At 39.8% G+C, this 19,216-nt stretch carries 19 protein-coding genes and 1 riboswitch; of the genes, 2 read left to right on the forward strand and 17 right to left on the reverse strand.

The window, feature by feature from the left end; genetic code table 11:
• Positions 1-137: 137 nt before the first annotated feature.
• The 17 genes from SB717_RS11515 to SB717_RS11595 form a co-directional block, all read right to left on the reverse strand.
• The gene (locus tag SB717_RS11515; protein WP_410903973.1) at positions 138-1,121 is read right to left on the reverse strand and encodes a quinone oxidoreductase family protein; all 984 of its coding nucleotides are present in this window, start codon (positions 1,119-1,121) and stop codon (positions 138-140) included.
• A gap of 14 nt (positions 1,122-1,135) precedes the next feature.
• Positions 1,136-1,909 (reverse strand): enoyl-CoA hydratase/isomerase family protein, encoded by a 774-nt coding sequence (locus tag SB717_RS11520; RefSeq protein ID WP_308201684.1) that lies wholly within the window; start codon positions 1,907-1,909, stop codon positions 1,136-1,138.
• A 29-nt stretch (positions 1,910-1,938) separates the two neighbouring features.
• Complete coding sequence (locus SB717_RS11525; RefSeq protein ID WP_410903759.1) at positions 1,939-2,700, reverse strand: SDR family NAD(P)-dependent oxidoreductase; 762 nt, start codon at positions 2,698-2,700, stop codon at positions 1,939-1,941.
• Between the two features lie 11 nt (positions 2,701-2,711).
• On the reverse strand, positions 2,712-4,490 hold the full coding sequence (locus SB717_RS11530; protein WP_410903760.1) for an acyl-CoA dehydrogenase family protein: 1,779 nt from the start codon (positions 4,488-4,490) through the stop codon (positions 2,712-2,714).
• The gene (locus tag SB717_RS11535) at positions 4,478-5,221 is read right to left on the reverse strand and encodes a 2-phosphosulfolactate phosphatase (protein WP_410903761.1); all 744 of its coding nucleotides are present in this window, start codon (positions 5,219-5,221) and stop codon (positions 4,478-4,480) included. Before SB717_RS11535 ends, SB717_RS11530 begins: the two co-directional genes overlap by 13 nt.
• Positions 5,218-6,276: a phosphotransferase family protein gene (locus tag SB717_RS11540; protein WP_029714281.1), complete on the reverse strand. Its 1,059-nt coding sequence runs from the start codon at positions 6,274-6,276 to the stop codon at positions 5,218-5,220. The genes SB717_RS11535 and SB717_RS11540 overlap by 4 nt, the downstream gene beginning before the upstream one ends.
• Positions 6,277-6,301: 25 nt before the next feature.
• Positions 6,302-6,703 carry an acyl-CoA thioesterase gene (locus tag SB717_RS11545; protein WP_410903762.1) on the reverse strand — a complete coding sequence of 134 codons (402 nt, stop codon included), beginning with the start codon at positions 6,701-6,703 and terminating at the stop codon, positions 6,302-6,304.
• A 14-nt stretch (positions 6,704-6,717) separates the two neighbouring features.
• A complete protein-coding gene (locus SB717_RS11550) occupies positions 6,718-7,500 on the reverse strand; it encodes an enoyl-CoA hydratase (RefSeq protein WP_410903763.1) in 783 nt (260 codons plus the stop codon).
• Complete coding sequence (locus SB717_RS11555) at positions 7,497-8,381, reverse strand: 3-hydroxyacyl-CoA dehydrogenase family protein (RefSeq protein WP_074681279.1); 885 nt, start codon at positions 8,379-8,381, stop codon at positions 7,497-7,499. The genes SB717_RS11550 and SB717_RS11555 overlap by 4 nt, the downstream gene beginning before the upstream one ends.
• 83 nt (positions 8,382-8,464) lie before the next feature.
• Entirely contained in the window at positions 8,465-9,028 is a 564-nt protein-coding gene (locus SB717_RS11560) for a TetR/AcrR family transcriptional regulator (RefSeq protein WP_029714277.1), read from the reverse strand.
• Between the two features lie 90 nt (positions 9,029-9,118).
• Positions 9,119-10,735 carry a long-chain-fatty-acid--CoA ligase gene (locus tag SB717_RS11565; protein ID WP_410903764.1) on the reverse strand — a complete coding sequence of 539 codons (1,617 nt, stop codon included), beginning with the start codon at positions 10,733-10,735 and terminating at the stop codon, positions 9,119-9,121.
• A gap of 19 nt (positions 10,736-10,754) precedes the next feature.
• Positions 10,755-11,528 (reverse strand): SDR family oxidoreductase, encoded by a 774-nt coding sequence (locus SB717_RS11570; RefSeq protein WP_074681283.1) that lies wholly within the window; start codon positions 11,526-11,528, stop codon positions 10,755-10,757.
• Entirely contained in the window at positions 11,506-12,750 is a 1,245-nt protein-coding gene (locus SB717_RS11575) for an acyl-CoA dehydrogenase (protein ID WP_029714273.1), read from the reverse strand. The genes SB717_RS11570 and SB717_RS11575 overlap by 23 nt, the downstream gene beginning before the upstream one ends.
• 151 nt (positions 12,751-12,901) lie before the next feature.
• On the reverse strand, positions 12,902-13,165 hold the full coding sequence (locus SB717_RS11580) for a DUF1292 domain-containing protein (protein ID WP_013057050.1): 264 nt from the start codon (positions 13,163-13,165) through the stop codon (positions 12,902-12,904).
• An 86-nt stretch (positions 13,166-13,251) separates the two neighbouring features.
• Positions 13,252-14,976, reverse strand: a complete 1,725-nt coding sequence (locus SB717_RS11585) for a PAS domain-containing sensor histidine kinase (RefSeq protein ID WP_410903765.1) — start codon at positions 14,974-14,976, stop codon at positions 13,252-13,254.
• A gap of 162 nt (positions 14,977-15,138) precedes the next feature.
• The gene (locus tag SB717_RS11590) at positions 15,139-15,453 is read right to left on the reverse strand and encodes a YckD family protein (protein ID WP_013057048.1); all 315 of its coding nucleotides are present in this window, start codon (positions 15,451-15,453) and stop codon (positions 15,139-15,141) included.
• Between the two features lie 73 nt (positions 15,454-15,526).
• Positions 15,527-16,645, reverse strand: coding sequence for an NAD(P)/FAD-dependent oxidoreductase (locus SB717_RS11595; protein WP_074681287.1), 1,119 nt, complete (start codon positions 16,643-16,645; stop codon positions 15,527-15,529).
• A gap of 337 nt (positions 16,646-16,982) precedes the next feature.
• Between SB717_RS11595 and SB717_RS11600 the strand changes: the two genes are divergently transcribed.
• Positions 16,983-17,495: a CBO0543 family protein gene (locus tag SB717_RS11600; RefSeq protein ID WP_029714716.1), complete on the forward strand. Its 513-nt coding sequence runs from the start codon at positions 16,983-16,985 to the stop codon at positions 17,493-17,495.
• Between the two features lie 66 nt (positions 17,496-17,561).
• A riboswitch (Lysine riboswitch) is annotated at positions 17,562-17,744 on the forward strand.
• A gap of 138 nt (positions 17,745-17,882) precedes the next feature.
• Positions 17,883-19,211 (forward strand): diaminopimelate decarboxylase, encoded by a 1,329-nt coding sequence (lysA, locus tag SB717_RS11605; RefSeq protein WP_098623115.1) that lies wholly within the window; start codon positions 17,883-17,885, stop codon positions 19,209-19,211.
• Positions 19,212-19,216 lie beyond the last annotated feature (5 nt).

The following is a 19,216-nucleotide window of genomic DNA, read 5'->3' on the forward strand; positions in this document are numbered from 1 at the left end:
TTAAAATATAGAAGAAATTAGTAAAAAATATTGATTTTTGCGCCAAATTATTAATCATCTTCTAAATTTTTGGCATGTAAGAGCCAATTTTTTAAACAAAACAGCTTCCGTCTCTATTAGAGACGGAAGCTGTTTTGTTAAGGAACTAACACTAATTTTCCGATCGTTTTTCTTCCTTGAAGCAGACGATGTACATCTGCCGCTTTATCAAGTGAAAATGTACCGCCTAGCATCAGTTTTAACTGACCAGCATTTACGTAGTTTAATAGTTCATGCAGGCTTTGCTGATAAAGCGTTGGTTTTGCCATCATTTGAGGCAAGAAAAAACCAAGAACCGATTGATTTTTCTCCATCAGGCGGGCAGGGTTAAATTTTACAGGTTTTCCGCTAGCCATGCCGTAAAAAACGAGACGCCCAAATGGTGCAAGACATTGAAGAGATTCATAGAATATATGCCCTCCTACCATTTCTAAAATAATATCGGCTCCTTTTCCTTCTGTTATTTCCAAAATTTGTTTTTCCCATCCTGTTTCTGTATAGTTAATCGCTTCGTCAGCTCCGAGATTTTTTGCAAGCTCAAGCTTTTCTTTGGAACTCGCTGTAGCAATGACTTTTCCAGCTCCAAAAATTTTAGCAAGCTGAACAGCTAAGGTTCCAACACCGCCTGCTGCCGCATGAACGATGACGGTTTCTCCTTTTTCAAGGCGACCCATTGTTTTTAAAATATGATAAGCCGTTAGTCCTTGAAGAGGCAAAGCAACCGCTTGTGTTAAATCCACATCGTCCAGCAAAGGAATGAGCCCTCTTGAATCTGCCAGCGTGTACTCAGCGTAGCCTGTTGCACGATTAGACCCGAGCAGCGTCACAACCTTTGTCCCTACTTTTATTCCTTTTACATCTTCACCTACTTCGACCACTTCTCCCGCAACTTCAGAGCCTGGAATAAAAGGAAGCGGTGTTTCTACTACATATGCTCCTTCACGCCGCGCAGCGTCGGCGTAATTAACGCCAATTGCCGCAACTTTAATGAGCACATCTTTCTTTTTCGGTACAGGGCGTGCAATATCGATAACTTGCAGAACATCAGGTCCTCCGTACTGCGTAAATTGAATGGCTTTCATCATAGATCCCCCTTTTATTTCCCTTGAAATAGTGGCTTTCTTTTTTCTTTAAACGCGGATATTCCTTCCTGGTGATCCCTCGTTTCTACCATAAGAACTTGCGTTAGCCTTTCCTGTTCGAGAACTTGTTCTAACGTTAAATGGAATGAATCATTAACAATTTTTTTCATTTTTCCATACGCTTTAGTCGGTCCTTGTGATAAGCGGCTTGCAAAGGATGTAACCTCATCTTTCAGCTGATTTAACGGCACTACACGGTTTAAAAAACCAGCTTTGTAAGCTGTGTCGGCATCCATAGGCTCTCCTAAAAATAACAGTTCCTTAGCTCTGTGAGGGCCGACGACCTTTGTAAGAAAGTAAAGACCTCCTCCGTCTGAAATCAAGCCAACTTGAGAAAAGCTTAATACGAACCGGCTTTCTTCTGAAGCAATGATAAAGTCAGAAGCGAGAGCTAAATTAAAAGCTGCTCCTGCTGCAAATCCATGAACTGCTGAAATAATTGGCTTCTCTAAATTTTGCATCGCTAAGATACATTCATTTAAACGGCCGATATGTTCATAAACATCAGCTCCGGATGCTTGACCCATCGTTTTTACATCGCCTCCGGCAGAAAACGAGCGCCCTGCTCCATTTAATATAACGACTTTAATAGACTCATCGCTTTGTGCCTGTTTTATTTCAAATGTTAACTTTTCAATCATTTCCTCACTGAATGCATTTAAACGATCCGGACGATTTAACGTTAAAGATAAAATATTCCCCTGCTTTTCTACTACTAAATCACTCATAATTCGGATTCCCTCCTCTTTACTTTTCATTAAACGATAAGCCATCCGCCGTCTACTAATAAATCACTTCCTGTCATATACGATGCCTCTTTAGACGCTGCAAAAGCAATAACATTTGCAATTTCCTCTGGTTTACCTATACGTTTTAAAGCCGTATTTTTTTCGATTGCCTTAGTGAAGCGCTCATTTTCAAGTCCAGACTGTGTTAAAGGTGTTTCTACGAATCCAGGAGACACAGAGTTTACTCTGACTCCGTGAGGTGCTAATTCAAATGCCATTGCTTTTGTAAAGTTAATTAAAGCAGCTTTAGCAGCGCTGTAGTGGGGAATTTGTGCACCTGCTTTATGTCCTGAGAGAGAAGCGATGTTAACAATAGATCGATTTCCTCCTATCTCTTCAGTTAACAAAGGAATTAAATGTTTTGTTACAAGAAATACGCTTGTTAAATTGACGTCCTGCACGTGTTTCCACTGTTCAAGAGTTGTTTCTTTAATTGTTGAATTAACTGATCCGCCTGCATTATTAATTAATAAATGTATTTGTCCATACTTTTCTTTTATAAACGCAGCCAGCTCTTTGACGTCTCTTTCTTTCGTTACATCAGCTAGGAAAATATCCGTGCATTTTCGTTCACAACGTGTGTCAATAGCGGATGCAGCCTGTACTAGTTTTTCTTTCGTTCGCCCGACAAGAATGACGCGAGCGCCTTCTTTCGCCATTCTCTGAGCAGTTGCTTCTCCAATGCCGCTTCCAGCTCCTGTAATAACAGCTATTTGCCCTTCAAAACGCATAATATCCCTCCTTATACAACATATCGCCCGCTGTCGATAAATTCACGGGCAATGCCTCGATTGCGCGTGAACTCTCCTTCACTTTGCAAATCATTCATCCATTTCCCAAGAATTGTGCGGTACTGTCGGTGTTTTTCACCCGTCAACATCCCGTTTATTAATTGTCGAGCCTGCTTTTCAATTTCAAAGAGCGTTTCACTAACAACCGTTGCTGTCAGCTTGCTTTTTAACGTTTCTTTTTCTTCTCCATTTTTGTTTACGGCTTTTTCCGCGCGCAGCACAGATGACTCCATAGCAAATAGTCCAACAGCAATTTCTGCTAATTTCATCAGCGTTTCTTGTTCTTGCGCTAGATTTTCTTGAAACGTTTGGAATGCTGTTCCTAACAAAGCAAGAAACAAGTGTCTTGTTGTAATAACAGCCTGCTTTTCTCGTGCTAGAAGTTTATTTGAAGATATTTCCCACTGACCGCTCATCAATTCACTAACGGCATGCTCTACTTGTTTACTCAGCTCTATTTCTCCTTTGCCCGCTTTTTTTAGAAGCTGAGTTGGAAGCAAAAGGCGGTTGATTTCATTTGTACCTTCAAAAATACGATTGATGCGTGAGTCACGATATACTTGTTCTATTTTATATTCTTGAATAAACCCTGCGCCGCCATGAAGCTGCAGCGATTCATCGGCAATTAAATCAAGAGTTTCTGAACCATACACTTTACAAACTGAACATTCCATTGCAAATTCAGCCAGCTGTTTAGCTACTAACTTATGATTTTCACTTTCATATAGGCCACCAAGCGCCTCTTCTAGTAAACCAGCTGTACGGTACTGAATAGATTCAGATGCAAAAATACGAGCCGCCATTTTTGCTATTTTTTCTTTTGAAGCATTAAATTCCGCAATAGCTGTTTTAAACTGCTTGCGTTCTTTTGTATAAGCTAAAGCAAGTTCAAACGCATATTTCGCTGCGCCCATACACGCAGAACCTAAGTTAAAACGTCCCAGGTTTAAGACGTTCAACGCAATCAAGTGACCTTTTCCTACTTGTCCAAGTACGTTTTCTACGGGTACTAAGCAATCTTCATAAATAACTGGACGAGTAGATGATCCTTTAATCCCCATTTTCTTTTCTTCCGGCCCGAGAGACAGTCCTTCAAAATCTTTTTCTACAATAAAAGCGGTAAAATGTTCTCCGTCTACTTTTGCATATGTGATGAACGTATCTGAAAAAGCAGCATTGGTAATGTACTGCTTCGTTCCATTTAATACATAATGCGTTTTTTCAGGGTTTAATACGGCTTTTGTTTGGGCTGCAAGAGCATCAGAACCAGCTTCTGGCTCTGTCAAACAGTAGGCGCCAATATATTCACCGCTTGCCAATTTAGGCAAGTATTTTTCTTTTTGCTTCTTGGTGCCAAAATACGTAATAGGAAGGGTCGCAATGCATGTATGATTAGAATGAGCCACTCCATATCCGCTTGTCCGGCCAATGATTTCACCGACGAGTCCTTTGCTTACTTTATCAAGACCTAGTCCTCCATATGTTTCTGGAATACTGTGAGCAAGAAGTCCAAGCTCGCCTGCTTTATGCATCAATTCTACTACTTTATTAAAATCTTGCTGCTCAATGTCATTATGGTAAGGGTCTACTTCTTTTTCAATAAACTTCTTTGCTGTCTGAGCAATCATCCGATGCTCATCCGTTAAGTCTTCGGGTGTATAAACGTGATGCGCAGGTGTTTTTTTTAGTAAAAATGATCCACCTTTTGCTTCGGTTTTCATTTCAGACATATCGTTTCCTCCCCGTTTACTAGCTTTTTTTTCACTACCTTAGGAACTACGGAATAGACGTTTTTTCGGCTTACAAAGTCAATTTCTTCTAGAAAGCCATACTGAGTGAGCATTTCTCCTACGGCTGAGCGCTTCAATATTTCAACAGGTGAATGCTCATAAGCCTCATATAAAAGCAGTGCGGCTTTTGCAGCATCCGTTAAATGAAATTTTTTTAGTTGCAGCAGACAACTTATAAAGTACCCCGCTCCATATAAATCTTCTAGACAGAAGCGATTGGATGAACCTGAACAAACTAATAAAACAGTTTCATCTTGACTTGGTTGACAAACAGCACTGGCAACCGCTTCTCCGTTTAAAAGCGAAGCTGCATAGACATGGTTTGCTTTTTCAACGTTATGAATGGCTACGGTTCCGTTAGTCGTGGACAAAATAACTGTTTTATTTTGAACATGCTGCTTTAACGTGCTGGGGCTTGGATCAAAAAAGCCTTCAATCGTTTTCCCTCTATATTCGCCTACAAGCGCAATATCATCAGGCTTGTACGTTTTTGCTTTTTCACGCGCTTCTTCTTCGTTTTTTACTGGAATAACTTCTGTTGCTCCTTGCTGTAAAGCAACGGCAATTGTTGATGTAGCTAATAAGATGTCAAATATAACAACCGTTTTTCCTTCTAGCTTTTTGGCGAGAAGCTCTTCTTTTTTTAATATCACGTGAACTTTTCCTTTCATATATGTCCTCGTTCTTTGTGCAGAGCATGAATAATTAGTGTTTTTACATAATCTCCAAATTGTGAAAATCGTTCATCATTTGTTTGGCCTTTTTTATAACGGTAATAAATTTGCTGACAAATGATAGCAAGTTTGAAGTACGCAAACTTTAGGTAAAAGTCAATGGGTGAAACATCTCTTCCGCTTTTTTTAGCATACGCTTCTACAAAATCTCGACGGGAATAAAAGCTTTTTTGCACAGTAACAGGCGGGTTCCCCAATCCTCTTTTTAAAAGTTCAGGGTCGCCGTCTTCCATCCAATAGCTCATCGCAACTCCCAAATCAGCAAGCGGGTCTCCAACGGTTGTCATTTCCCAGTCGAATAATCCTACAATTTTCTTTCCATCCGGTGAAAATAACGTATTGTTAAGCTTATAATCATAGTGAATAATGGTTGAATGCTGTGAAGTGGGGATGTGTGTGGTCAACCATTTCTTTAGTGCTTCTACTTCCGGTATGTCACTTGTTTTTGATTTTTCATAACGATGAATCCAGCCGTGTACTTGACGTTCTAAAAAACCTTCAGGCTTGCTCATTTTTTCAAGGAGCGTACCTTTATAAGGAACATCATGAAGCTGAACAAGGACATCCACCATTTGTTCTGAAATACAACGGCAAAGTTCGCTAGTTCCTTTCACGTCTTCTGGAAACGCTGTGTCGATGAGAACACCGTGCTTTCTCTCCATTAAAAAAAAGGATTTCCCGACCACCGTTTCATCTTCACAAAAAACATAAGGCCTAGGAGCGAGAGGGAAAGACTTCGATAAAATAGATAAAATCTTGTATTCTCTTTCCATGTCATGCGCTTTTGGTGCAACTGGCCCAAATGGCGGGCGTCTCAACACCGCCTCCCACTCTCCGACTGAAAGAGCGTAGGTTAAATTGGACGCACCTGATCCAAATTGCTTGATTACAAGAGGCTCTTTAGGTAAATCAGGAATCGAAACACGGAGAAACTGATGCAGTTTTTCCGTGTTTAATTCCTCTCCTTTTCGTACAGGAATGATTTGTGACATTCTTTTACCACCTGCTTTTTTATAGTTAAACAGCTACTTTATAATTCATCAAAAACTGCTTAATATCCGCTGGAATAGAAACGCTTTTTTGTGCATCAAAATCAAAGTACACGATGACAGCTTCTCCTTTAGCAATCAGCGATCCCGTCTTGCTGTCGGTAATTTCATGGCCAATTGTAAAGCTTTTATTGCCGACATTAGATACAAAGGTTTTAATCATTAGCACTTGATTAAAATAACCTTGCACAACAAAATCACATTTAGTAGAGGCTAAAATATACTCCCACTTTTTTGTATGCATAGATGCTCCCATTTCTTCAAAAAAAGCAATCCGGGCCTCTTCTAAATAAATGAAATAGCTTGTATTGTTAATGTGACCGAGTGCGTCTGTTTCGCAAAAGCGCACTTTGACCTGTGTTTCATACATGATCTTCTCCTCCTTTACTTATGTGAAAAAACAGCGGGACGCTTTTCAATAAATGCTGATACTCCTTCTTTAATATCTTCTGTTTGAAAGACTTCTTCAAACAGCTCTGCCTCAAGTTCAAGACCTTCAGATAATGTACGATTCATTCCTTCGTTTACCGCTGTCTTAATTCGAGAAAGTGACGGAAGAGAGTGACGGTTAAATTTCTTAGCCAGCTCTTTTGCTTTTTCGAGCCCTTTTCCTTTAGGCGTTACATGATTAGCAAAGCCTGCATGAAGCGCTTCTTCTGCAGAAACAGGACTTCCGGCAAACATCCACTCTTTAGCTTTAGATACGCCGATTACGCGTGGAAGGCGCTGAGTTCCGCCGCCTCCAGGAAACAATCCGAGCTTCACTTCCGGAAGACCGATTTGAGCATGTTCTTCGGCAATGCGTATATCAGCAGTTAGCGCAAGTTCGCACCCTCCCCCAAACGTTAAACCGTTTAACACGACAATTGTTGGTTTTTCAACATTTTCAAGTTTTTGCAAAACGCGATGGGTTTTCATAAACTCTTCTTTAATGCCGCTTTGTCCCATTAACTGAGGAAATTCTTTAATATCAGCTCCAGCCATAAACGCCCGGTCGCCCGCTCCTGTTAAAATAATTGTAATGACATCAGGATCTTTACTAAGCTCTTCATACATTTCTTCAAGCTGCTGCACAACAGCCTGACTCATTACATTTAAAGGAGGGTTATCAATCGTTACAATAGCCATTTTTTCTTCTTTTTCAACGCGTACAAATTTTTTCATCATTGCTTCACTCCTTGTGTGTGGTATGTGTAAAAACCTTTTCCTGTTTTACGTCCAAGCTCGCCTTTTTGAACTTTTTCTTCAATGCACGCAGCTGGCTTGTCCTCTGGATCCCCCGTTTCACTATAGCGCTGCTGCATCACAAAATATCCGACGTCAATTCCCGAGAGATCCATCAATTCAAAAGGACCGATCGGGTGATTGAGCGCTTTTTTGCAAATCGTATCAATGTCTTCAAAATCTGCGTATCCATTTTCGTAAAGGAAAATGGCTTCTTTTTGCAACGCTCCTAAAATTCGATTGGCGATAAAACCTGAGATTTCTTTTTTCAGAAGGACTGCTGTGCGATTAATTTGCTTACAAACTTCCATGGTCGTTTGAGCTGTTTTTTCACTTGTCTTTTCACTCATCACAACTTCTACGCAGTCCATTACAAGAGGAGGAAAAAAGAAATGCATGTTAACGATTTGCTCTGGACGGTTTGTTGCACTTGCAATAAGCGAATTAACAATTGTTGAACTATTGGATGCTAAAATGGCGTGACTTGGTGCGTACTCATCTATTTCCTTAAAAACGCTTTGTTTTACATCTAACTTTTCTACAACGGCTTCAATGACAAAATCAGCATTTGAAACCGCTTCCTTTAATGTGTTTGTAAAAGACAACCTTTTAAATGCGGCTTCTTTAGCATCAGAAGAGATTTTGCCTTTATGAACCCATTTGCCTATAATTGCTTCCAGCTTATTTTTAGCCTTAATGAGTGATTGTTCATTCATATCTTGAATAATTGTTTCATATCCTCCAAGTGCACAAAGCATACCGATTTGATGTCCCATTTGTCCTGCTCCAATAACAGCAATACGCTGTATATCTTTACTATTCATGTTATAGCCTCCTTTTAATATAAAAGGAGAGAAAGAGCCTATACTTTCCCGCCTTTTACGAGCACTGTCTAGCCCAGCAGCTACTATGACTGAATACCTTTCATCAGCATCTTGTAAAAAATAGCCGCAACTTCTCGATCTGATTTTTCACCATCCGGCTGAAACCAAAAATAGCTCCAATTTGTCATTCCTAATATGCCTAGCGTCACGATATCTGAAGGCAAATCTGAACGGAATTGCCCTGCTTCCATTCCTTTTTCAATAATTTCCTGTACGTTTTCTTTAAAACGATCGCGCTTTGGAATGATTTGTTCTAAGTGTTCTTCACTCAAATGACGCATCTCTCGAAAAAATACTTTAGCTCGAAGCCCTTCTTTCTCGATACCATGAACAAGTTTAAAAATAATGCTGTGCAGCTTTTCTGGATAAGATGTCGTTTTATCTGCAAGAATCGTCTCTTGGTTTTCTATTAACCTTTCAATATATTGAAGGTGAATATCCATTAAAAGCTCTTGCTTGCTTTTAAAATAATAATAAAACGTTCCTTTTGTGACATTTAATTCATTTACAATATCTTGAATCGACGTTTCTTTGAAACCTTTTTGAGCAAAAAGCTGAATGCTTCGTTCCATCATCAAATCTTTCATCGTCAAACCCTCTCTGTCTTTTCTCATTTTCACAAATTATACCATGGCTTAGAGGGAGCTTTTGAAAAAGTTTGTTTATGTTCAGCTTATTTACGTTGTTTCTTTCACCACTTCTTCTCGCAGTGCCCGTCGCAAAATCTTTCCTACATTGGTCTTAGGAAGCTCAGCGCGAAACTCAAAGATTCGCGGAATTTTGTAAGCTGCAAGGTGCTGTCGACAATAAGAAGTAAGCTCTTCTTCGGAAAGAGATTTCCCTTCTTTCACTACCAAAATCGCTTTAATGGTTTCTCCTCTGTAAGGATGCGGCACACCAATTACAACGGCTTCTTTAATGTGGCTGTGTTCGTATAAAACTTCTTCAATATCTCGAGGGTACACATTAAAACCACTCGCAATAATCATATCTTTTTTGCGATCAACGATGGATAAATACCCGTCTTCATCTATCTGTCCAATATCTCCTGTGTACAGCCAGCCGTTTCTAAGCGCGTGAGCCGTCTCTTCAGGCTGATTCCAATAACCCTTCATAACTTGAGGGCCTTTAATTACTATTTCTCCAAGCTCTCCTCTTGGCAGTTCTTTTGTTCCTGTAGCTACATCAACAATTTTATAAGCGGTTTGCGGAACGCCAAGTCCGACTGTACCCGGCTTTCGTTCACAAAACGGCAGGTTGCAATGCGTGACGGGGGACGCTTCTGATAAGCCGTACCCTTCTAACACTTTAGCGCCCGTTTTTCGTTCGAACTCTTTCATCAGCTCAACAGGCATCGGCGCACTGCCGCTGTTGCAGATGCGAATACTTTCGATGTTGTATTCTTCTGCCTGAGGATGATTGGTAATCGCGACATACATAGTTGGCACGCCAGGAAAAATACTAGGCTGCTCTTTTTTTATTGTATTTAGTACTTCTTCCAAATCAAAACGCGGCAATAGCAATATTTCATTTCCGCAAAGAATTGATAAATGCATACAGGAAGTCATGCCAAATACGTGAAACAATGGAATAACGGTTAAGCATTTTTCTTTTCCTAATTCAATATCATGCTTAAATATTTCGTATGATTGAACTGCGTTTGTATAAATGTTTGTATGTGTAAGCATCGCACCTTTAGATGGTCCGGTCGTTCCTCCCGTATACTGAAGAACAGCAATATCGTGTGATGGATGGATAACCGGCTGATTAAATTCATGTTTTATGGTTAAAAAATCTAAGAAGGAAAGGTCTGGTGATGTAGGAACAAAAGGTTTTTGTAAGCTGACAGTTATCGCTTCTTCTATATCAACGCGGTTTCTTATCTCTTGAAGTCTCGTATAAAAATCATCAAGTAGAATTATTTTTTTTGCCCCGGAATCGTTTAAAATATGCTCTAGCTCTTGTTCGACAAGCATAGGATTGACCTGAGTAACAATGCCGCCCGCTGCTACAATGCCGAAATAGCTTATTATATATTGCGGACAGTTTGGCAGCATAATTGCTACACGATCTCCTTTTTTAATTCCTTTTTTCTGCAGTGCTCCTGCAAATACGAGCACTGAGTGGTACAGCTCCTGGTACGTTAACGTATGCTGATACATGCGCGTGGCTGTGTGAGCAGGATAACGTTCGGCTGTTTCTTTCAGCATATCAAATAGTGAAATATCCTCGATGTGAATGTCATGGATGTAGGCTTCTGGATAAGGTGTAAACCATTTTTTAACGTCTTCCATCAAGTTACTCCTTTCTTATTCACATAGCATGAACTCCGCCGTCTACTGTCAGAATATCACCCGTAATATAATTAGACGCTGCAGAAGCAAGAAAAACAGCCGCTCCTTTTAAATCAGCTTCGGAGCCAAAGCGTTTTAAAGGGGTTTGACTTAGAAAATAATCTTTTCCTTGTTCCATAATCGCACCTGACATCTTAGTAGGGAAAAACCCCGGCGCAATCGCATTAACTTGAATATTATGCTGTCCCCATTTGACAGCTAAATCTTTCGTGAACGTAATGACCGCTCCTTTACTCGTGTTGTACCCGATTGTATCCATATACTGAGGATCCGTTCCTCCAAGACCCGCAATTGAAGCAATGTTAATAATCTTACCAGCTTTTTGTTTAATCATTTCTTTTCCAGCTTCTTGGGACATTAAAAACGTGCCCGTCACATTAATATTCATTACTTTTTGCCATGCTTCAAGAGGCATTTTTTCAACTGGAGCACCCCACGTAGCTCCGCTGTTGTTAATTAAAATATCGATGCGTCCAAACGTTTCAATTGTTTGATGCACGACATTTTTAATATCTTCAGGCTGACTGATGTCGCATGCTAAAGCGAGAGTTTTTACGCCCATGGTGGCCAATCGATCAGCCACTTGCTGACATGCTTCTTTTTTTCTTGAACATAGAACAATATTTGCCCCTGCCTCTGCAAGCCCTTCTGCCATTTGTTCTCCTAACCCTCTGCCTCCGCCGGTAATAATAGCTGTTTTTCCAGTTAAATCAAACAAATCCTTTATGTGCATATGTTGCCTCCTGTTCTTGATAGGACTTTAGCTCAAGTCTTGCAAGCTGTGCTTTGTGCACTTCGTCTGGACCATCAGCGAGGCGAAGAGTGCGAGCATTTGCCCAAAGTGCCGCAAGCGGCGTGTCTTCTGAAACACCTGCTGCTCCAAATGCTTGAATGGCGCGATCAATGACTTTTAAAGCCATAGCAGGAGCTATTACTTTAATCATGGCAATTTCTTTCCGCGCTTTTTTGTTCCCAACTGTGTCCATCATATAAGCAGCTTTTAATGTTAATAAGCGAGCTTGCTCAATTTCAATACGGGATTCTGCCACCCATTCTTGAATAACTCCTTGCTGGGAAAGCAACTTATTAAATGTAGAACGACTTTGAATACGCTTACATAATTCTTCAAGCGCTCTTTCTGCTGCTCCTATTAGACGCATGCAGTGATGAATACGTCCAGGCCCTAATCTGCCTTGAGCAATAGCAAACCCTTTCCCTTCGCCTAAAAGCATATTGGATGCTGGCACACGCACATTGTCATAATGGATTTCAGCGTGTCCATGAGGAGCGTGATCGTATCCAAAGACTGGCAGCATTCGTTCAATTTTAACTCCTGGAGTATTTAATGGAACTAGAATCATAGACTGCTGTTCATATTTAGATGCGTTAAAATCACTTTTTCCCATGACAATAGCAATTTTGCAGCGAGGATCTCCCGCACCTGAAGACCACCATTTTCTTCCGTTAATTACATATTCATCGCCTTCTCTTACAATACTGCACTGAATGTTTGTGGCATCAGAAGAACCTACATCCGGTTCTGTCATAGAAAAGCAGGAGCGAATGTCTCCATTTAACAGAGGCTTTAACCATTTTTCTTTCTGTTCAGGCGTTCCGTATCGAACCAGCACTTCCATATTGCCGGTGTCAGGAGCTCCGCAGTTAAAAGCTTCTGGTCCAATAATAGAACGGCCCATAATTTCGCAAAGAGGAGCGTAGTCTACATTTGTTAGCCCTGCTCCGTATTCGCTTTCTGGCAAAAATAAGTTCCATAACCCAGCTTGCTTTGCTTTTTCTTTTAACTCTTCCATGATTGGAGGAACAGCTGACCATCTAGATGGCTGTTCATTCAGCTGTTGTTCGTATAGCCGTTCATTTGGGTAAATATGCTCTTCCATAAAAGAGTTCAATTCTTTTTGCAGCTTCACTACTTTGTCAGAGTAAGAAAAATACACGGCGGTCCCTCGCTTTCATTTACTTACTAACCGGTTGGTATGTTACATATTCATCATAAATGAAGGAAAATAATTCAGCAAGATATTTTTAGAAAAATTCTAAATATTATATTATTTAGGGATAAAAAAAGAGAGGTTTTAACCTCTCTTTTTACGCGGATGTCATTTCCTCAAATACGGCTGATACCTTTTCGAACTCATCATCATCTTCAATTGAAGACCATTCACCATCGTCTTCAATTTTTAAAAAGAAAACATCAATTTCTTCTTCTGTTTCAATTAAAACTTCTTCCACAAACGCAACGGCAATATAATCGTGCCCTTCAATCGTCATTTTTCCAAGCACTTCAATATCTTGCTCTTGATCATTTTCATCTAAAATTGTAAAAATCTCTCCCGTTTCAATGCGTTCCATCTTATTCCCTCCTATTTTAACCTCATTATTCGTTCACTAACATGTATTCCCCTTTAGAAAAGGTTTCATGCTTATAAAAGTAGAATCTACTTTTTAAAAGGCAAAAGAATGTCTACGGTAGTTCCTTTTCCAAGTGCACTTACAAAGTTAATTTCTCCTCTATGTTCTCGAATGATCTTATAGCACACCATCAGTCCAAGCCCCGTGCCTTTCTCTTTGGTACTATAAAAAGGTTTTCCTAAATGCTGCATTCGCTCCTGCGTGATGCCTGGCCCCTCGTCGCTAAACCGGATAACAAGGTTCTCTTGATTAAATCTTTTTAGCTGAATCGTTACAGTTCCTCCACTTGGCATAGATTCGACTGCATTTTTAAATATATTGCTAAACACCTGTTTTAACTGGTTTTCTTCGCATAATACGAGAGGAAGCTGAAGATCTATCTCTTTTTTTACGTGAATTTTCTCTGTAATCCCCTGCACCTCAGCTAGCTTTAACGTATTCTCTAAAATATCTTGGACGTGTTTGTCTTTGTAGGTTTTCGCCTGAGGCTTTGCAAGGCTCAAGAATTCATCGGCAATCAATTCAATTCTATCTAACTCATGATTTATCATTTCTACATAGTAAGGCTGACCGCTCGTTTCTTTTAATAACTGCATAAATCCTTTTACCGCCGTCAGAGGGTTTCGAATTTCGTGAGCGATACCCGCTGCTAACTGTCCGACTAAGGAAAGCTGAGCGGATTCACGCAGCAATTTTTCAGTTTTTTTACGTTCTGTAATATCCCGAAACAAAACTTGAATGGCCTGCTTTCCCATATAGGGAATAGGAAAGGCAATGGTTTCGGCATCAATTGTATGACCGTCTTTATGAATAAACTTTTCCTCCTGCAGATCTACAGATTTATTTTCTGTTTTCATTCGATAAATTCGCTGTTTTACAACATCATAGTAATCAGAGTGAACAAACTGATAAACACAAGCTCCTAATATGTCCTGAGGATTCTTGTATCCTAGCGCTTTGGCTCCTGCAGGGTTGATATAATCAATTTTCCCTTCACTATGAACGATAATCGCTTCCGGGGATAACTCAATCAAACTTCGGTAGCGCTGTTCGCTTTCTTTTAAAGCCGTCTCGTCCTGCTTGCGCGATGTTATATCTCGATAGACAAAAGCAATGCATAACGGCCAATCATTCATATTTTCAACGCGGAATAATGTGACGCTTACATTAATTAAATGACCGTCTTTATGCTGTCTAACCGTCTCGAATTCCGTTTTCGATTCACCTGATTGAATAGTCTTATGAAGTTCGCACACTGGCTCCTTTAAAAACGAAGGTATAATCGGAAGAGGCTTTTGATAAATTTCTTCAAACGTCCAGCCAAATGTATTCTCAAACGCAGGGTTCACTTGAAGCGTTTTACCCTCTAAGTCAACGATAGCAACAGCATCTGCGTTATGATAAATAAAAGGCTGAATCTGTTCTTTTTTCTCCTGATAACTAGTTATATTCACGCAATGTCCCATAATTTCAGGCTTTTCTGTGTAAGATAAAGGGGTTAAGTTTACTACATAGCGTTTATCATTTATTTGAAGCTCGTACATAAGCTTTTTCTTTTTATTTAGCGCTTCGAAAAAATGCTCATACGAGACCCATTCTTCTAGAGGTATTTTTTGCTCAGAAACGCTTTCTCCTTGATACATAATGTAAACAAGATGGTCGCCTTTTTGTTTGTAAGCAAATATGATTCCTAGATCCTCAGCTGAATGATTTTCTGCATGTAATCGGACTATTTTTTTATTTTCGTTCATCGTTCATATTTACCTACCCCTCACTAGCATCTTTCCTAATCGTTCTCATTCTCCTAATTTTACATGAGGTGTTTAAAATTTACTAGATAAAGAAGCGGATATTTTCCATTCATTCACATAAAAAAAGCGCCTGTATAGGCGCTTTTTTTATGTGAATAAGAATTACTTTGAATGATGCATTTTATGACAGTGACGCTTCGGGACAAAACCATTTTTCTCCATATGCTGATAGCGATTTTCCATATGTGAAGAAATGTTTTGACTCTCCGTTTTGCTTAGCACGCCGTACTCCACATATTTTGAAAGTATTTCTTTCTTTTTTGCTAGCATTTCTTTATACAGAACGGATAATTCCTGCTTTTGCTGAGACGTCAGCTGCACGTCTTTTGTTTCTGGCTGAGGATTGTTTTCCGCTAATACAGGCGTCGCGCTCATAAATAAAAAAGCTGCTGCTGCACTTATCATAATCTTTCGCAAACAATCTACTTCCTTTCATCATATAGTAGTTATAGTTTGCGAACTTCTATTTGTTTTCATTCATTCTGTTTGCTTAAGACTCGATAGCTCCTCTTACATCATAGTCGCTAAGATCAATTTCCATTTCCATTTCAAGTGCTAATTTAGCAAGCTCTGAACCAAGATAAGGGCCCGACGTTAAGCCTGAAGCCCCAAGACCATTTGCTACTAGTATTCCTTCATAAGCCGGAAGAGCTCCAATGACTGGCAAGAAGCCTGGAGTAAATGGTCGAAATCCTACCCTTGTTTCTAAGACTGTGCTTTCTGTTAAGCCGGGAGCAATGGATAAGGCCTTTGAAAAAATTTCATGAAGCCCCCCAGCCGTTACTCTCAAGTCATAACCCGTGTCGTTTTCATGTGTTGCTCCTATGACAATTTGACCTTGTTCAAACGAAAGAATATATTGGTCGCTTGGAGGCATCACAACGGGCCAGTCTTTGGTATCTAAATCTGGAAGATGCAAGTGGACAATTTGCGCTTTTTGAAAGCTTGCTAAAAATTTCACTCCAAGAGGCTCTAGTAATTGATTTGCCCACGCTCCTGCTGTCACGATTGTTGTACTTGCTAGAAGGGTTTGTCCATTTACGGAAACGCCCGTTACTCGATTATTTTCATAAAGAAGTTCTGCGTTTCCTTCTATTGTTTTTGCACCGTTTTTCTTCGCTGCATTCACAAGTGCATTTCGAAGAGCTCTTCCGTTAACGCGAGCGGCTCCGCTAATATGAACTGAATTGTATTCTTCGGAAAGAACCGGAAACAAAGCCTGTGTTTCTTTAGCTGATAAACGTGTAATCTCGCCTATTTCAGGAGCTTCTTCCCGACGCTTATATGCTCGTTCTTCCATTTTTTTAAGCTTTTGGTCATCAGTATGTAAGCTAATTGCTCCTACTCGCTTATATCCCGTATCCGTCTCTCCATCTTCTTCTAATTGCTGAATTAATGTTTGATAGTACTTGGCGCCGCCTTTTGCTAAGCGGTACCATGCTTTATTTCGACGCTGCGAAAGCCATGGACAAACAATTCCTGCTGCTGCATCAGTAGCTTGACCAGCATCCTTGCGATCTATCAATGTCACATCTGCTCCTGCTTTTGCTAAATGATATGCTGTAGAAGCTCCAAGTATCCCCGCTCCAACTACGATGTATGTTTTCATACCAAAACACCCTTTTCTTTCTTCTAGTATTCTCATGCTATATGTATGCAATTTTAGCATAGCAAAAAAAGAAGTCACATACTAGGCGAAGCTATTTTGAGCTTATTTTTACGTCTTTCTGCCTTTAACATATAGCTCCTTTCATCTCATAAACAAAAGTGTTAAAAGTTCCTTTACGGAGATTATAGCAGGATGAAGAAAGCTATAAATAGTGGTAGTACGTCTTTAACGCTGTTTCTTACGGCTTTTCTATTATAGTTTCTGAATAAAAGCAGAGAGAATAAAATTTCTATAATATGTAAATAAAAAGAAATAACTATTATTTTAAGGAGAGCGTATGCAATCTTCATTTGTATTATTTTTTATCATTCTTGGTTTGCTATTTGGCAAGTGGCGAAGATATCAAGAATACTATCCTACTTTGCTGTTTTGGGTCACGGGAAATTTGCTTTATGAAGTGCTGCTGTTTCATCACCGTGTATGGGTATTTCACCCTGTTGGTATTGATCACCTTTTTCTACCCGATCACCTAATGGTCTCCCTTGGAATAACCTTAATTATTTATCCGTTTGTCATACCGGTATTTTTAGGAAGGCTGCCGCTGAATGTAAGCGGCCGACTGTGGTGGATTCTTTTGTGGGCGCTTTTATTTACTGTGATTGAGTTCATTGCTTATGTTAATCACAGTATCACTCATCATTATGGATGGTCGCTGCTGTGTTCTTTTCTCTTCAATATTGTCACGTTCTCACTTTTAGTGATTCATCAGAAGACAGCTCTTGCTGCTTGGATACTATCTGGAAGCTTCATAGCTTTTTTATTTATCTTCTTTGATATTCCTATGCCTTAATTTTTCATTGACTAGACGGAGGAAAAGGAAATATAATAGGAGTTACATTTAAATATAATTTTCCTCTCTGAGAATAGAGGTGCATGAAATCAAGAGTCACTTATTGGAGACTAATGGAGTCTGTGAAGATAAGTAAAAGGGATTTCGTGCCGAAGTATATAAACATCCATTGTGTTCATATACTGGTTCAGTATTGAATAAATGCTGAGCTGTCACAAACCATTTGGTTTGTGGAGAGCTATTGAAGAGATGTTGATGCCTAGAATATAATAATACTTTATTATTATGAAACCAAGACGCGTGAACATCACTTCACGGGTCTTTTTTGTGTTTTTCTACTGACCATCAAAGTTATAGTTGAATGATTTAAATGGAGGGATACGGATTATGTACTTACATGGAACGAGTAAAATTAACAGCAGCAATCATTTAGAAATTGGGCAGTGCGATACGGTCGAACTGAAAAAACAATACGGCACTCCCCTATACATCTACGATCAAGAATTAATTGAGACGAAATGCAAGGCCTTCCATTCAGCCTTTCAAAGAAGCGGATTTTCATATCAAATCGCCTATGCAGGGAAAGCGTTTCTTTGTATGGAAATGGCTAGCCTTTTAACGAAGCTTGATATGTCATTAGACGTGGTCTCAGGAGGCGAATTGTTCACAGCGCTTGAAGCTGGATATCCAGCTGAACGCATTCATTTTCACGGAAATAACAAAACCATTGAAGAAATTGAAATGGCTCTTGATGCGAATATTGGCTGTTTTGTTGTGGATAACTTCACCGAACTTGAAGTCCTGCATGCCTTAGCAGCTGAGCGCAAACAGAAAGCATCTATTCTTCTGCGTGTTACTCCAGGGATTGAAGCCCACACACATGAGTATATTATGACCGGACAGGAAGACTCCAAGTTTGGATTTGGTCTTTCCAATGACCAAGCTATGAAAGCGGTAAGTTCTGCATTAGAAAAGCCTTACTACGATCTTTTAGGCATTCATTGTCATATTGGTTCGCAAATTTTTGAAGTAGACGGTTTTTCTCGCGCCATTGATATTTTAACTGATTTCTTATTCAGTATTCGTGATAAAATGGAGTTTGAAGTAAAAGTTTTAAACGTAGGTGGTGGTTTTGGTATTCGTTATACCGAAAGCGACTCTCCTCTTCCAGTTGAGTATTATGTAGATGCACTGACAGAAAAGCTAAGCCGCACGTTAACTGAACAAAATTATACTCTTCCAGAAGTCTGGATTGAGCCTGGAAGAAGCATCGTAGGAGAAGCAGGTACAACGCTTTACACAGTTGGCTCAACTAAGGAGATTCCAGGTGTACGTAAATACGTAGGAATTGACGGCGGTATGACCGACAATATTCGTCCTGCCCTTTATGATGCAAAGCATGAAGCTGTCTTGGCTAATAGAGTGACGGATAAAAAAGATGAAACGGTATCAATTGCGGGGAAATGCTGTGAATCAGGAGATATGCTTATTTGGGATATTGATTTACCGCGCGTTAATCAAGGAGATTTACTAGCAGTATCCTCTACAGGTGCCTACAACTATTCAATGGCTAGCAATTACAACCGTATTCCGCGCCCTGCTGTTGTATTTGTGAAAAATGGAGAAGCTCGTCTTGCTGTAGAGCGAGAAACATACGAAGATTTGGTGCGTAAAGATGTAAAGCCAGTCGTTACTACGTATGCAATGAGCAAATGATAGCT

The organism is Priestia sp. SIMBA_032, assembly GCF_046535215.1.
GTDB classification, from domain to species: Bacteria; Bacillota; Bacilli; order Bacillales; family Bacillaceae_H; genus Priestia; species Priestia aryabhattai.